The sequence below is a fragment of the Pseudarthrobacter phenanthrenivorans Sphe3 genome, assembly GCF_000189535.1.
Classification (GTDB): Bacteria; Actinomycetota; Actinomycetes; order Actinomycetales; family Micrococcaceae; genus Arthrobacter; species Arthrobacter phenanthrenivorans.
Genome location: NC_015145.1, coordinates 1,096,567 through 1,109,475, shown reverse-complemented (window position 1 = coordinate 1,109,475; position 12,909 = coordinate 1,096,567). Strand labels below are relative to the sequence as shown.

Here is a 12,909-nt window from a genome sequence, read left to right as displayed (position 1 = left end):
AGCGGACAAGCGTCGGGTGCCTCGGTGCGGCAGGTCCATTCCTAGAAGCGGACCTCCTGGTCTGCAGCGAAGGACTCGGCGATCTGCTTGATCGCGGCGAGCGTTACCGGGATGCCGTCCAGCGCCTGCTGGGTGCGTTCGGCGATCTGCTCGGAGGCCTTGTCACCGAACTTCTCCTCGAACATCGCGATCCCGTCCGGAAGGAATTCCCACGACTCGGTGAGGATAGTTCCGGAATCAGCCGGAGCCATGGTGAAACCCCAGCGGACGAACTTGCCGCCCACCACCCAGGCGAACTCACGGCCGCGCTCGGCGGCAACCACCAGGGACCGGGTCTCCCAGGTCCGGTGGGGCAGCTCGTTACGCCCGGTGAACCAGGCGCCGGGCTGGCCGGCGCTGTCCTCGTCGTCCCACCAGCACGAGGTGCAGACCGGGCTCCACTCCCCCGTTCGGGTGATGTCCGAGACCAAATCATAGACCGTCTCGGCCGGTGCATGGACCGTAACGGACTCCTGGTACTGGCGGGTGCTGCTCTGGTTCATGGGTTCATCCTTACTGACAGTCACTTCTTGCTGAGGGTCACTTCTTCTGCCGCCGGCTGCCGCCGTGCCAGTCCTCCTGCGTGCCAACTGCTCCGGCGGTGACTCCAAAGGCGGGTAGCTGCGGCTGCTCACGCAGGCTGCGCTTGAGCTCGGCGAAGCCAGGGAAGCGTGCCAGCCCCACCACGTGGTCCCACAGCTCGGCGGCCGACTCTTCGTCCGGCAGCCGGCTGATCACCGGCCCGAAAAAGGACACCCCGGTTGGCGGCTCAAAATGGATGATGGGCGTGCCCACATCCTTACCCGTTAGCGCCAGCGCCTCATCCGTCTGCTGCCGGATCTCCTGGTCCCAGGACTCGTCGTCCAGTGCTTCCGCCAGCGACAGTGGCAAGCCGGCCTCGGCGAGGATCGGCTCCACGAACTCCCGCGTCCCGCGCCGCTCACGCACCGCCTGCTCGGTGGGCAGGTTGTCCGTATCCGGGGCGGCTTCGAAGATGTGTGTCCCGAATGCCTCATACAGCTTCGCGATCGATTCGCGGCCATGCTCTGCACGGGCCCTGGCCGCCACGCGCAGGAGCCTGAGTCCTGCCGTATGTCCGGCCTCGTACGCTGGCGGAAACTGCGCGTCGTAGTCCACAGCCGCGTTGATCTGGCGCAGCGAAATGAACCGCCAGTCCACAGTGTACCGGCGCTGCGCCTGCACCTGCCGCACCCATTTGCTGGTCATCCAGGCGAAAGGGCAGACCGGGTCGAAATAGAAGTTGATGTCGGCATTCACCCGTCCACCCTTGCACCTGTTCGTGACCTGCGTCTAATCAACAAGCCCGGCCGGGAAAGGTGGTGGGCAGGGTGACCAGTTGGGGCCTCTGGATCGCTGTCGCGGTGATGACCGCGCTCAGCTCCAAGCCGGCACCGGCTGTCGGAACGGGCCCGTCATCCGCCGCAGGGGTCCTGAGCGGCATGGTGGAAAACGTTGTCGCCGCGGTTGCGCTCCCGGGCGTGGCCGCCATCGTTCTGGGTATTGCGGCCGCCGTCGTCACCGGCCGCGACGTCCGACGCCGGGATCCGGTGCGCCGCTTCACGCGCCAGCAGCGCCGTGAAGGGATGGCCAGGGCCGCCGGCCTGTGCGAGCTGGAAGCCGGGTTCGGGCGCCGCTGCGGACGCCCGGCCGAGCACGGGGACCACTTCTATCCATGGTCCAAGGGCGGTTCCACCAGCCTGCAGAACTTCGTTGCGGCCTGCGCCAGGTGCAACCGCGCCAAGCGTGCCAACATCCCGTCACCGGGCCAGCAGCAACGGATGGAACGACGACGGCGGGAGTACCTGCCGCTGTCGTCCTCCGTCAGCGTGGGCGAGCGGCACCCGCTCCCCGGACGCGCGGCCGTGCACAGCCCCTAGCCGCCAGTTTGAAACAATAAACAAGGCAGCATCCAGCAACCGAAGGGGCACCCCACGATGACCGGCAACCAGACGCTTGGCAGCCGGCACCGCGCCCGTCGGCTGTTCCTGGGCCTTATCCTCTTCGGAGCGCTCGCGTCCGTGCTGGTGCTCCTTGGGCCTGGCTTACTGAGTGGACTGCGCACTGCGGACGGCTCGCTGGTGCTGCGGCCCGAATGCGTCGTCGAAACCCCGGACGGGGAGGTGGGACTCGACCGTGATGCAGCGAAACGGGCCACTACAGCGGTGGCGCTGCTCGCCCGTGGAATGGCAGCCCCGGACACCACCGGCATTGACCAGGCGGTGTTGCAGCGGCTGGTTGACGGGCCATCCGGAGACGCCGGCCCTGTCCTGTCCTGCCGGGGCTCGGCAGCCCGTGACCTGCAGGAACAGCAGGCTGGAGCCAGCGGCCTGACACCGCGCGCAGAGCGGTTGCGCACGGCGATGGCCGAGGTATTCGGCGGGCAGAGCCTGGGCGGATTCGCCCCGGGTGGTGTGGATCAGGGGCACGGAGCCGACTCGACGCACTACGACGGCCGGGCCATCGACATCTTCTTCCGCCCCGTGACCGAGGAGAACCGGCGTCAGGGATGGATACTCGCGCACTGGCTCGTCGCTCACGCCGGGGACTTAAACGTCCAGTACGTCATCTTCGACGACCGGTTCTGGAGCGCACGCAGTTCGCGGGGCCAATGGGGGGATTACGACGCACCCGAACCCGGCAACGAGATCCTTCGTCACCTCGACCACGTCCACGTGGACGTGCTGGGCGGAAGTCCTAGTTAAGAACCCTGGCGACGGCGGTTCCCTGCGCGTCGCGGTGTACTCGCGGATCGCCGAAACCATCCGCAACGGCCTCCTCACCCCCGGCTCCATGATTCCCACCGAAACCGAGCTCGGCACGGACATGAAAGTCAGCCGCACCGTCGTCCGCGAAGCCCTCATGCTGCTGGAAGAGGACGGCCTCATCAGGGCGTGGCGCGGCGTCGGACGCTTCGTCTCGGACACACTCCCCCGCATCGGCATCGAACGCATCCAACCCTTCGAGGACGTCCTCGGCAGCCCCGGCCAGCAGGCCGAGGTCAAACGCTGCCAGCCGACGATCAGCTGTGCCACCGGGCCGAACGCCAGCGACATGGCCGCCAGCAGTGTCAATCCGGCCATTCCCAAATCCCAGCTGGCCGCGGTGGGCGTGGGCGCCGGTTTCTGACTGAGTCCGGCTGGGTAGGCTACTTCCACAACGAGAGAAACGCCTGAATGAAACGGAGACGCCCATGCACGCCGTGCTCGAGTACACGTACGAGGACAACTACCTCGAAACCCGCGAAAAATACCGCGCAGACCATCTTCGGGCGGGATGGGAAGCAGTGGAACGGGGCGAGCTCCTGCTGGGTGGAGCCGTTGGTGAAGGACCCTTGACCGGGTTGCTCATCTTCACCGGCGACAATGCACTGGAGGCCGCACGAGCCTTTGCGGCCGCCGATCCCTACGTTGCTGCTGGCGTCGTAACATCGTGGACCGCCCGCCCTTGGACCACGGTGCTGGGAAAAGAAGCGGCAACGCCAGTTCGCCCCTAGAGAGCCATAGACCCCGGGCGCCTGGACCGCTGGAAACCGAGCCAAACGGATAAGCCAGCTTGAGCTTCACCCGATGAAGCCCTCCAGCCATTCGGCAAAGTCCAGCGCCAGCGCATCCGAACCAGGGGCCGCAATGACCTGGACGGACAGCGGGAGGCCCTCGGATGAGAGCGCGACGGGCAACGAGACAACAGGGGCGCCAACCATGGTCACAGCCCTGCATTGGCCCATGATGTCCCAGCCATGAATTGACTCCCCGTCGATGTCCAGTTTTCCGGACACGTCGCACGCCGGACCGCCGGCCACGGGCAGCAGGACGATGTCTGCGCTGTCAAAGATCGCCAGGTCCCGTCGTCTTGCCTGTTCGGATTCGGCAACAGCCGTTTCGAGTTGCCCTGCGGGAGTCTGCATTGAGCGCTGGATGACCTCAAGGTTCGCGGGAAGAACCAGGTGCTCACGGCCTGCGACAGCGGCAGCGTGATCAATCATTGGATCGAGAGGGCGGAGCCGGTTGTACGCTGCCAGCGATCCCGCAAACAGATCCGGCACTTGCGTCAGCGTCCGGACCTCCGGGGCGACCTCTTTCGCCAGGGAGGCGATCATCGCTGACACTTCACGCCGTACCGGCCCCAATGCGGAACCGTCGCTCCAAGCCACCGCAACGTTGCCGGGGACCGCCCCGCCAGGCGAGGTCCGCACGCCGGAACGCGTGTCCGCAAGCACTCCAAGCGCCGTCCGCAGGTCCCGCACTGACCGTGCGAGCGGCCCCATGACTTGCGTGGAGGCTTGAAGGCGGGCGGCGGGCGGGGACGGGTTGCCGCTTCCGTACCAGCCGCCAGCTCCTGGGACTATGCCAAGGTCCGGAACTGTACGCGGGGTGGGCCGCAGGGCAGTGATACCCACGCATTGGGACGGCCACCGCAGGGATCCGCCATAGTCGGTGCCCAACCCAAGTGCCGATATGCCGGCAGCGACAGCTGCCGCCTCTCCCCCGCTCGAACCACCCGCCGTGGCACCGGGAAACCGGGAATTGAGCGTCCTGCCCGCGACGGCGCTCTCGGTGATGGCACCGAACGCAAACTCGGGGCAGTTGGTCTTCCCAATCACTACGGCGCCCGCCTCCTGGAGGCGCCGCACCGCAGTGGCAGTGAAGGTGGAAATGTTTCCGGCGTACGCGGCGCTGCCGCCGGTGAGCCACAGCCCTGCCACAGCGATGACATCTTTGACACTCAGCGGAACACCGGCCAGCGGTCCTGGATCCTTCCCGCGGGAGCGACGGCGGTCCACCTCCTTCGCGGTGATGGCAGCGCCATCCCAGTCTTCCTCGATGAACGCACATAGACCGGGGGCTGCATCGGCCCGTGACCGCGACTCTGCCAGGACGCTCTCCGCGGAGGCCTGACCGGTGCGAACTGCGTAGGCAAGCGCTGTGGCGTCATGAAGCGCAGTTTCCATGAACCGAATGTATCAGCGCGGTTTCGCCGCGGAGACTGCCGCCCTCCCGCTCGTTCGCTTCGCGAACTTTTGTGCGTGAGATGAACTAAGGGTATTCTCATCGACAGATCGTATGCGGCGCATCACATCCGATGATGGGGTTCTCAGCCCGGGCGTGCGTCCATCTCCTTCCCTGATCAATGAGGATTACATGAAAACTTCCCCCTCCACGCGCGCCTCACGGTGGCCGGTCTGGCTGTGCTGGCTGGCGATGGTTTTGGACGGCTTTGACCTGGTGGTGCTCGGCACCGTCATTCCCACCCTTATCAAGACCGGCGAACTTGGCTTCGACGCAGTCGGCGCTACATTCGTGGCGACCATTTCCCTCGTCGGTGTCGGCGCCGGCGCATTGTTCATCGCTCCGCTGTCAGACCGCCTGGGGCGCCGCAAATTGATGGTTGCCTGCGTACTCTGGTTCTCGATTTTCACCCTCGCGGTGGCGTGGGCACCCAACGTGGCCGTGTTCGGCGCTTTCCGCTTCCTGGCCGGGGTGGGACTGGGCGCCTGCCTACCGGTCGCCCTCGCCTACATGAACGACTACGCGCCGGCGGGATCCGCGGGCAAATCCACCACCCGCACCATGACCGGCTACCACGTCGGGGCTGTAGCAACGGCCTTCCTGGCCTTGCTGATCATCCCGGACTGGCGCACCATGTTCGTCGTCGGCGGCCTTGCAGGCATCGCACTCCTGCCGTTCCTGTGGTTCAAACTGCCTGAGACATTGCCGGGCACAGGAACCACTGAAAAAGAAGAGCAAACCGGGTTCCGGGACCTGGCAAAGAAGCCCTACCCGCTGGTTGCCGTGGCGATCGCCGCCGCGTCATTCATGGGGCTCCTGTTGGTCTACGGGCTGAACACCTGGCTTCCGCAGCTCATGGCGTCCGCCGGATACCCCGTCAGCGCCGGACTGTCCCTGCTCCTGGTGCTGAACCTCGGCGCCGTCGCCGGCCTCATCATCGCCGGCATTCTGGCCGACAGGCACGGCACCAAACCCATCGTGCTGCTCTGGTTCGGCTTGTCCGCGGTCTGCCTTGCCCTGCTGAGCATCAAGGTTGACAACGCCATCCTGCTCAACGCCCTGGTCTTCGTCACCGGCGTGTTTGTTTTCAGCTCCCAGGTGCTCGTTTACGCCTGGGTGAGCCAACTGTTCCCGGCCCGCCTGCGTGCAACGGCCCTCGGGTTCGCCGCCGGGGTGGGCCGCGTGGGCGCCATCGCCGGGCCTGCCGTGACGGGTGGCCTGGTGGCCGCCGGCATCGCCTATCCGTGGGGGTTCTACGTTTTCGCAGCAGCCGGCGCCCTCGCCGTGGTCGCCCTGGTGGCGGTACCTCATGGCATCGCAAGCACCACTCCCGTCCAGGAACGCGTTTAGCTAACCCAAATTGCCCGGCCCGTCCTATGGGCGGGCCGGGCATCCGGCTTCTCCGTTGGGTGACGCAATGATGAACGATGGCGCCACGCCCAGGAGTTGAGGAGCTTGCTCAGGCGGCTGAACCTGTTGAGGCGAGCGCCGCCGTCGTGCCTTTGAATTCACACCCTGGCCTGGCCGGGGTCATACCCCAGTGCGCGGCTGGCTTCCAGTCCCGCGCGGGCCACCACCGGGCCCAGCCGCTCGACGTCGGCGGGCCCGATCCGCTGCGTGGGGAATCCCAGCCCCACGGCGCATGCAAGCCGCCCGGCATGGTCGAACACCGGCGCACTGATGGAGCCCACATCCTGGTTGCGTTCCCCGAAAGCCGCGAAATACCCCTGCTCGCGGGCAACAGCAGCCTGCTCCCGCAGCGTCTCCAGGGAGACCGGAGTATCGGGCGTAAAGCCCTCAAGCCCATGCTCGTCCAAGGCATCCCATGCCCCGGGGTCGAAGGCCAGGAAAATCTTGCCAGGGGCGCCAGCATGCAGCGGCATGACCATGCCCACCATGAATGGCCGCATCACCACGTGCCGCGTCTCGGCCACCGCAACGATGGTCCGGAACGCCCCATCGCGGACATACAGGCAGGCAGTTTCACCGGTCTCATCCCGCAGCTGCTGCAGGACCGGTTTCACCAGCCGCACCACGTCCAGCCCGAACGTTCCCGGAGTAGCCCAGCGGACCAGCCCGATCCCGATCCGGTACCGGTCGCCGTCGCGGTCCAAGAAGCCCTCACGGAGCATGTTCTGGACCAGCCGCTGGCAGGTGCTGGACGGCAGCCCCGTCTTGCGGATGATCTGCTGCAGCGTCGGTTCGGGCTCCTCCACTGAGAAACAGTCCAGGATTTCCGCCACCTTGTGCAGGACCAACAGGGGGGAAGCGCCAGCTCCCGGTTCCTTCACCACTGCCTTAAAACTCCTTCAATCTTCTTTGCCATCAGCCTCCAGCTTAGTGAGCCCGACGCCGCCCGAAGATGTGATCCACTTGACATCCTCTTTGCCTAACCCACATCATGGGATTAGAACCCATTGTATGGGTTTTCAAAATCCCCCAACACAACGACGTGGAGAATCCATGAGCACCCCCGCAATCACGTGTGAAACCGCCCCCGAACCCAAGCGCCCCGGGATGAGCCGCGTGGGACTGATCGTCCCCAGCTCCAACACCACCATGGAGACCGAACTGCCGGAACTGTTCCGGCGCCAGGCCGAGGCAACCGGCCACAAGTACACCTTCCACTCCGCCCGCGCCGGCATGAAGAAGGTCACCCGGGAAGAACTGCTGGCCATGGTGGGCAAGGCGGCAGACTGCGCTGAAGCGGTCTCCGACGCCGACGTGGACGTCATCGCCTACGCCTGCCTCGTTGCCGTTATGGCCCAGGGCCCTGGAGCGCACGAGGGTTCCGAGAAGGTCATCGCCGATGCCGCCGCCGGCAACGGACATCCCGCCCCGGTCACCAGCAGCGCCGGCGCCCTGGTCCGCACCCTGCACGAAATCGGCGCAGGCAAGGTCGCCATGATCACCCCCTACATGAAGCCACTGACCAAGATGGTGGTGGACTACATCGAGGGGTCGGGCATCACGGTGCTGGACGCCATCAGCCTCGAAGTTGCGGACAACCTCGAAGTCGGCTGCCTGGACCCGCAGAACCTGCCCGCGCTGGCCCGCAGCCTAAAGCGCGAAGGCGCAGACGCCGTCGTCCTCTCCGCCTGTGTCCAAATGCCGTCACTCGCCGCGGTCCAGGCTGTGGAGGACGAGCTGGGACTCCCGGTCATCACGGCGGCCACGGCCACCACCTACGAGGTCCTCAAGGCCCTGGGCCACCAGCCCGCCATCACCGGAGCGGGCAGCCTGCTGTCCGGCGCCGGCGTCCTCGCCCCGGCGAAGGCGTAGGCGGGCACCATGTCACTGTCACTCATCGCGTTCCTGGTGCTGGTGGTGGCCTTCGCCATAGGTTCCTTCACCAAGATCAACGCCGGACTGCTGGCCACGGTCGCCGCCTTCGGCGTGGGCACCCTCCTGGCCGGGATGTCCGTCAAGGACGTCATCGGACAGTTCCCCGCCGGGCTTTTCTTCATCCTGGTGGGCGCTACCCTCCTGTTCGCCATTGTTAGGATCAACGGCACCATCGACCTGCTGGCCTATTGGGCTGAACGGCTCGCCGGCGACCGGAAAATCCTGGTCCCCATCCTGATGTTCCTGCTGACCGCGGCCCTGGCTTCCGCCGGCGCCTTCACCCCCGCCGCCATCGCCATCGTCGCCCCGGTGGGCCTGGCGCTGGGCATGCGGTTCGGCATCAGCACCCTAGCCATGGGCCTGGTCATCGTCCAGGGCGCGAACGCCGGCGCGTTCTCGCCCGTCAACCCGTTCGGCGTCCTGGGCAACAAGATGTTGGAGGGCGCCGGCGCCGCAGACGGATCATTCAAGCTCTACGCCTACTGCTTCATCTTCAACGCCATCCTGGCCGTGATCGCCTACGTCCTGGTGCAGGCCATCATGAAGCGCCGGGCGGCCAAGGCGGGCGCACGTCACGCGGACGGCGGTGAGAGTGCCATAAAGAACGACGGCGGCGCTGACGCACCCTCGGGCGACGGTGTTTCAGGTTCCGGCGGTGCCGGAACGGCCGTACTCACCGCACCGGCACAGACTTCCGTGGCCGCCGGGACCAGGACCCGCCCGGAGAAGGTCGCCGCAACCCCCATGCGTATCCTCACACTGGTGGGTATCGCCTCCTTGCTGGTGCTCACCACCGTCCTGGGACTTGATGTGGGAGTGGCCTCGCTGGTCATCGCGGCGGTACTGATCGTGCTCAACCCCAACGTGCAGAAGCCGGCGGTGGAGAGCATGCCGTGGTCGGCCATTATCCTGGTTACCGGCATCGTCACCTACGTGGGGATGCTGGAAGAAATGGGTGCACTGAAGGAACTCCAGGAAGGCATCGCCGGCCTGGGCAACAGCTCCCTCGCGGCGCTGATCGCCAGCTACGTGGTGGCCATCGTGTCAGCCTTCGCTTCCACCACTGGAACCCTGGGTGTCATCAGCCCGGTGATTGAGCCCATTGCCATGGACCCGCTGCTCACCCCCATAGGAGTGGTCACGGCCATCGCAATCAGCTCCTCCGTGGTTGATGTCAGCCCCATGTCCACCAGCGGGGCCCTGCTGATGGCGAGCGCCCAGCCCAAGGACGAGCGGATGTTCTTCCGTGCGCTGCTGCTGTGGGCCATCGCGATGATCGGCGTGGTGCCGCTCCTCGTGTGGTTCGTGTTCGTCCACCTCGGTCTTGGCTAAAGAGCCCCGGGCTGAAAGGGAAAGGGACGTCCTCGCCAGGGCGTCCCTTTTCCATTCCCCGGCAACTCCCATTCCCGGCAGCGCGCGACGGCTGGCCCTAGTCCTTGGGCCGGAAGTGGCCCGGCCAGTCCTTCAGACGGATCCGGGTGAGGTCCTGGATTTCGCCGAGCGTGCCCCATTCATCGAGCCCCAGCCGGGCCAGTGGCTCCAGCAGGTCGATCCGCGGGTGGCTGCCATCGAGTACGGCTTCGCTCACGGCGGCATGGGTCACTTCGCCGAAAACCAGGGTGGAGTCCCCTATCGGCAGCACGGAGTGGAGGCGGCATTCGAGCACCGCCGGTGATTCCTTGACGCGGGGCGCGGCCACGGTGAGGCTCGACTCCCGGGTCAGGCCGGCGGCGTCGAACTCACTGACCTGCGGCGGGAAGTTGGTGCCGGTGGCGTTGACCTCTTCCAGGAGTGCGGCCGGGGCCAGGTTGACCACAAACTCTCCGGACGCGGTGATGTTGCGGAGCGAATCCTTCTCCCCCACCGAGGTGAACTGCACGATGGGCGGATTGGTTGACGCTACGGTGAAGAACGAGTGCGGGGCCACATTGTCAATGCCCTCCGGGGAAACGCTCGAAACCCAGGCGATGGGCCGGGGCACCACCACGGCGGTGAGCAGCCGGTAGAAATCACGGGCGGACGTCGCTGAGGGACTGAAATCAGTTCGCATGCTGCCAGACTAACCATGAGGCAGCCAGGAAGGAGAAAGCACATGGGGTTCGAGCCCTACCGTTCGCCATCCACCGGGCGCCCCGTGCGCGCCGTCCTCTTCGACACCTTCGGGACTGTGGTGGACTGGCGCACCGGCGTGGCAAGGGAGGTGGCGGCTTTCGCCGCGGCACACGGGGCTGCCCTTGACGCGCACGCCTTCGCCGGCCACTGGCGGGCCCTCTACCAGCCGGCCATGGACGCCATCCGCTCCGGGCAGCGCACCTTCACGAAGCTGGACACGCTCCACCGCGAAAACCTGGACCGGGCGCTGCGCCAGTACGGCATCGATCCGGACCGGCTGCCCGGCGAGAGCCTGGAGGAGCTGAATAAATCCTGGCACCGGCTGCCGCCGTGGCCGGACAGCGTGGAGGGCCTGGCAGGCATCCGCCGCCACTACATCGTGGGCCCGCTGTCCAACGGCAACACTTCACTGTTGCTGGACATGGCCAGGAACGCCGGCCTGCCGTGGGATGTGATCATCGGTTCGGACATAACGCGCGCCTACAAGCCGCTGCCCCAGGCTTACCTCCGGACGGTTGAATTTCTGGATCTCAATCCCGGTGAGGTGATGCTGGCGGCGGCCCACAACAACGACCTGCAGGCCGCCCGGGGGTCCGGGCTGGCCACGGCGTTCATTGCCCGCCCCACTGAATATGGGCCAGGCCAGACGGCGGACCTGGCCCCGGAAGGCGACTGGGACCTCGTGGCGTCAAACATCACTGGACTGGCGGACCGGCTCGGGGCCTGACCCCGAACCAGGCTCACTTCGGCGCGGTAATTCCCAGGCGGGCCATCCGGCGGTAAATGGTGGCCCTGCTCAGTCCCAGTTCATGGGCGGCCGCGGCCACCGTGATGCCGGGCCGGGAAAGAGACCGGATGATCTCGTCCCTCTCCACGGCCTCGATCCGGGTGAGGTGCGGTCCGGTGCGTCCCACGAGCTGGGAGGGCAGATGCCGCACATCGATGGTTTCCGTGCGCATGGCCGCGTCCTGGACCATGGTGAAAAGTTCGTCCACGTTGCCTGGCCACCCATAGCCGGTCAGCGCGTGTTCGGCAGCAGCCGTGAAATCCACGTCACGCATGCGCGTTTGGCGTGCGGCGTACCGTGCCAGGGGCATCACGTCAGCGGGCCGTTCACGCAGGGCAGGCACCGGCACCACGGTTTCCACCATGGCGGCCAGTGGCTGCGGGACGGCGGCCAGGTCCTCAGCGGTCATGGCCCAGGTGATTCCGGGTGGGCTGCCGGCCGGTGCAGGGAGCGATTGCACCGCGGCAGCAGCCCGGGTGCTCAACTCCTGCGCTGCCCAGGCGGGCAGGAGGTCAACGTTTTCCACGATCACGGCGGTATCGGCCTTGGACAGCTCGGGAGTCCAGAGCGACAACCATGCCTCCACGTCTTCAGGCTCCGGAGCTGCTGCGCACAGGATGCGGCTTCCGGGGCGCGCCTGGCGGATGGCCTGCCCCACCAGTGTGACGCGCCCGGAGCCCGGTTCTCCGACGGCGGCCACCACCCTGTTTGCCCCCAGGGCTGAGGCCGCACGGCCCAGTGCCTCCGTCCAGTCCGGGGACATGGCGCGCAGAGCTCCCGCACCCGGCTCAAGCCGGCCCCGCTGCACCCGGAATACACCGCCCTTGGGGCCCGCTTTCGGCCTCTGGCCACCCGACTTGGCGAGCATGAGGGCAGCGGTGTTGCTCGCCGCCGACTGCGCCAGGGCCAGGAGCAACTCGGGCGAAGACTTGGACCAGGTGGTGATGTTCACGCTGCCCTCAAGGCGTCCGCTGAGGGGATCTATCACGGGCACGGCAGCGCAGGTGTACGTCCGGAGGCTTGCGCTGTAGTGTTCCTCGGCACGGACCAGGCTCGGTGTCCGGTCCGCCAGCGCCATCCCCAGCCCGCTGGTTCCCGCTTCCCGCTCGGAAAAGGCAAAACCGGGAGCCAGATGGACCTTGTCGAGTGCCCGCAGCAGTGAGGTGTCGCCACTGAAGCGGTTGAGAACCAGCCCGTTGGCGTCGGTGAGCATCAGGCTCAGCGGCTCGTTGGCCAGCGTTTGGTGCAGGCTGGTGAGCACTTCCTGGCCGCACTGGTAGAACAGCGAGTCACCGGCCACGGACCCGGCCCAGACGGGGTCGATGGCCTCGGCCGAGACGCCGTATCCTTCACTGCGCTGCCATGAGGCAAGAAGGCGTCTTGAGACAGTGGTCATCATGCCTTCCGGCCCGCCGGCCTGCGGCCGCGGGACGGGAACGTTCTGGTCCGGCACCATCGCCGCCCTCCTTGTCCTGGTCATTCGAGATTACGGCGTGGTGGTTCAAAAGGCGATGCGACCCTGTCTCAAAATGAGACACCGGTCACAGGTTGACAGGTGCCTTTTGGCCGTAGCGTCGTCCCTGTCGCGACTATGGCAGT

The 12,909-nt window shown here is 66.4% G+C and carries 14 protein-coding genes; 8 read left to right on the top strand and 6 right to left on the bottom strand.

What is annotated here, in order from left to right:
• Window positions 1–41: 41 nt before the first annotated feature.
• Window positions 42–542 carry an SRPBCC family protein gene (locus ASPHE3_RS05195; protein ID WP_013600181.1) on the bottom strand — a complete coding sequence of 167 codons (501 nt, stop codon included), beginning with the start codon at window positions 540–542 and terminating at the stop codon, window positions 42–44.
• Window positions 543–579: 37 nt separating this feature from the next.
• Window positions 580–1,317: a mycothiol-dependent nitroreductase Rv2466c family protein gene (locus ASPHE3_RS05190; protein WP_013600180.1), complete on the bottom strand. Its 738-nt coding sequence runs from the start codon at window positions 1,315–1,317 to the stop codon at window positions 580–582.
• A 71-nt stretch (window positions 1,318–1,388) separates the two neighbouring features.
• Between ASPHE3_RS05190 and ASPHE3_RS05185 the strand changes: the two genes are divergently transcribed.
• The 4 genes from ASPHE3_RS05185 to ASPHE3_RS05170 all read left to right on the top strand — a co-directional run bounded on the left by ASPHE3_RS05185 (window position 1,389) and on the right by ASPHE3_RS05170 (window position 3,553).
• On the top strand, window positions 1,389–1,937 hold the full coding sequence (locus tag ASPHE3_RS05185) for an HNH endonuclease (protein WP_013600179.1): 549 nt from the start codon (window positions 1,389–1,391) through the stop codon (window positions 1,935–1,937).
• A gap of 57 nt (window positions 1,938–1,994) precedes the next feature.
• Window positions 1,995–2,762 carry a hypothetical protein gene (locus tag ASPHE3_RS05180; RefSeq protein WP_013600178.1) on the top strand — a complete coding sequence of 256 codons (768 nt, stop codon included), beginning with the start codon at window positions 1,995–1,997 and terminating at the stop codon, window positions 2,760–2,762.
• A 34-nt stretch (window positions 2,763–2,796) separates the two neighbouring features.
• A complete protein-coding gene (locus ASPHE3_RS05175) occupies window positions 2,797–3,186 on the top strand; it encodes a GntR family transcriptional regulator (RefSeq protein ID WP_013600177.1) in 390 nt (129 codons plus the stop codon).
• A 64-nt stretch (window positions 3,187–3,250) separates the two neighbouring features.
• Complete coding sequence (locus tag ASPHE3_RS05170) at window positions 3,251–3,553, top strand: YciI-like protein (RefSeq protein ID WP_013600176.1); 303 nt, start codon at window positions 3,251–3,253, stop codon at window positions 3,551–3,553.
• Window positions 3,554–3,619: 66 nt separating this feature from the next.
• Here the strand turns inward: ASPHE3_RS05170 and ASPHE3_RS05165 are convergent, their stop codons facing one another.
• Window positions 3,620–5,008, bottom strand: coding sequence for an amidase (locus tag ASPHE3_RS05165; protein WP_013600175.1), 1,389 nt, complete (start codon window positions 5,006–5,008; stop codon window positions 3,620–3,622).
• Between the two features lie 190 nt (window positions 5,009–5,198).
• Here ASPHE3_RS05165 and ASPHE3_RS05160 point away from each other — a divergent pair, with 190 nt between their 5' ends.
• Complete coding sequence (locus ASPHE3_RS05160; RefSeq protein ID WP_013600174.1) at window positions 5,199–6,416, top strand: MFS transporter; 1,218 nt, start codon at window positions 5,199–5,201, stop codon at window positions 6,414–6,416.
• A gap of 158 nt (window positions 6,417–6,574) precedes the next feature.
• Here the strand turns inward: ASPHE3_RS05160 and ASPHE3_RS05155 are convergent, their stop codons facing one another.
• Window positions 6,575–7,360, bottom strand: a complete 786-nt coding sequence (locus ASPHE3_RS05155; RefSeq protein ID WP_013600173.1) for an IclR family transcriptional regulator — start codon at window positions 7,358–7,360, stop codon at window positions 6,575–6,577.
• Window positions 7,361–7,529: 169 nt separating this feature from the next.
• Between ASPHE3_RS05155 and ASPHE3_RS05150 the strand changes: the two genes are divergently transcribed.
• Window positions 7,530–8,348 (top strand): maleate cis-trans isomerase family protein, encoded by an 819-nt coding sequence (locus tag ASPHE3_RS05150; RefSeq protein ID WP_013600172.1) that lies wholly within the window; start codon window positions 7,530–7,532, stop codon window positions 8,346–8,348.
• Between the two features lie 9 nt (window positions 8,349–8,357).
• Window positions 8,358–9,743, top strand: coding sequence for an SLC13 family permease (locus ASPHE3_RS05145; RefSeq protein WP_013600171.1), 1,386 nt, complete (start codon window positions 8,358–8,360; stop codon window positions 9,741–9,743).
• Between the two features lie 97 nt (window positions 9,744–9,840).
• Here ASPHE3_RS05145 and ASPHE3_RS05140 read toward each other — a convergent pair whose 3' ends face one another.
• Window positions 9,841–10,461, bottom strand: a complete 621-nt coding sequence (locus ASPHE3_RS05140; protein ID WP_013600170.1) for a flavin reductase family protein — start codon at window positions 10,459–10,461, stop codon at window positions 9,841–9,843.
• Between the two features lie 42 nt (window positions 10,462–10,503).
• On the opposite strand from ASPHE3_RS05140, the gene ASPHE3_RS05135 reads away from it, so the two are divergent.
• Entirely contained in the window at window positions 10,504–11,250 is a 747-nt protein-coding gene (locus ASPHE3_RS05135; protein ID WP_013600169.1) for a haloacid dehalogenase type II, read from the top strand.
• A 13-nt stretch (window positions 11,251–11,263) separates the two neighbouring features.
• Here ASPHE3_RS05135 and ASPHE3_RS05130 read toward each other — a convergent pair whose 3' ends face one another.
• Window positions 11,264–12,766: an AAA-type ATPase lid domain-containing protein gene (locus ASPHE3_RS05130; RefSeq protein WP_013600168.1), complete on the bottom strand. Its 1,503-nt coding sequence runs from the start codon at window positions 12,764–12,766 to the stop codon at window positions 11,264–11,266.
• Between the last annotated feature and the right edge of the window lie 143 nt (window positions 12,767–12,909).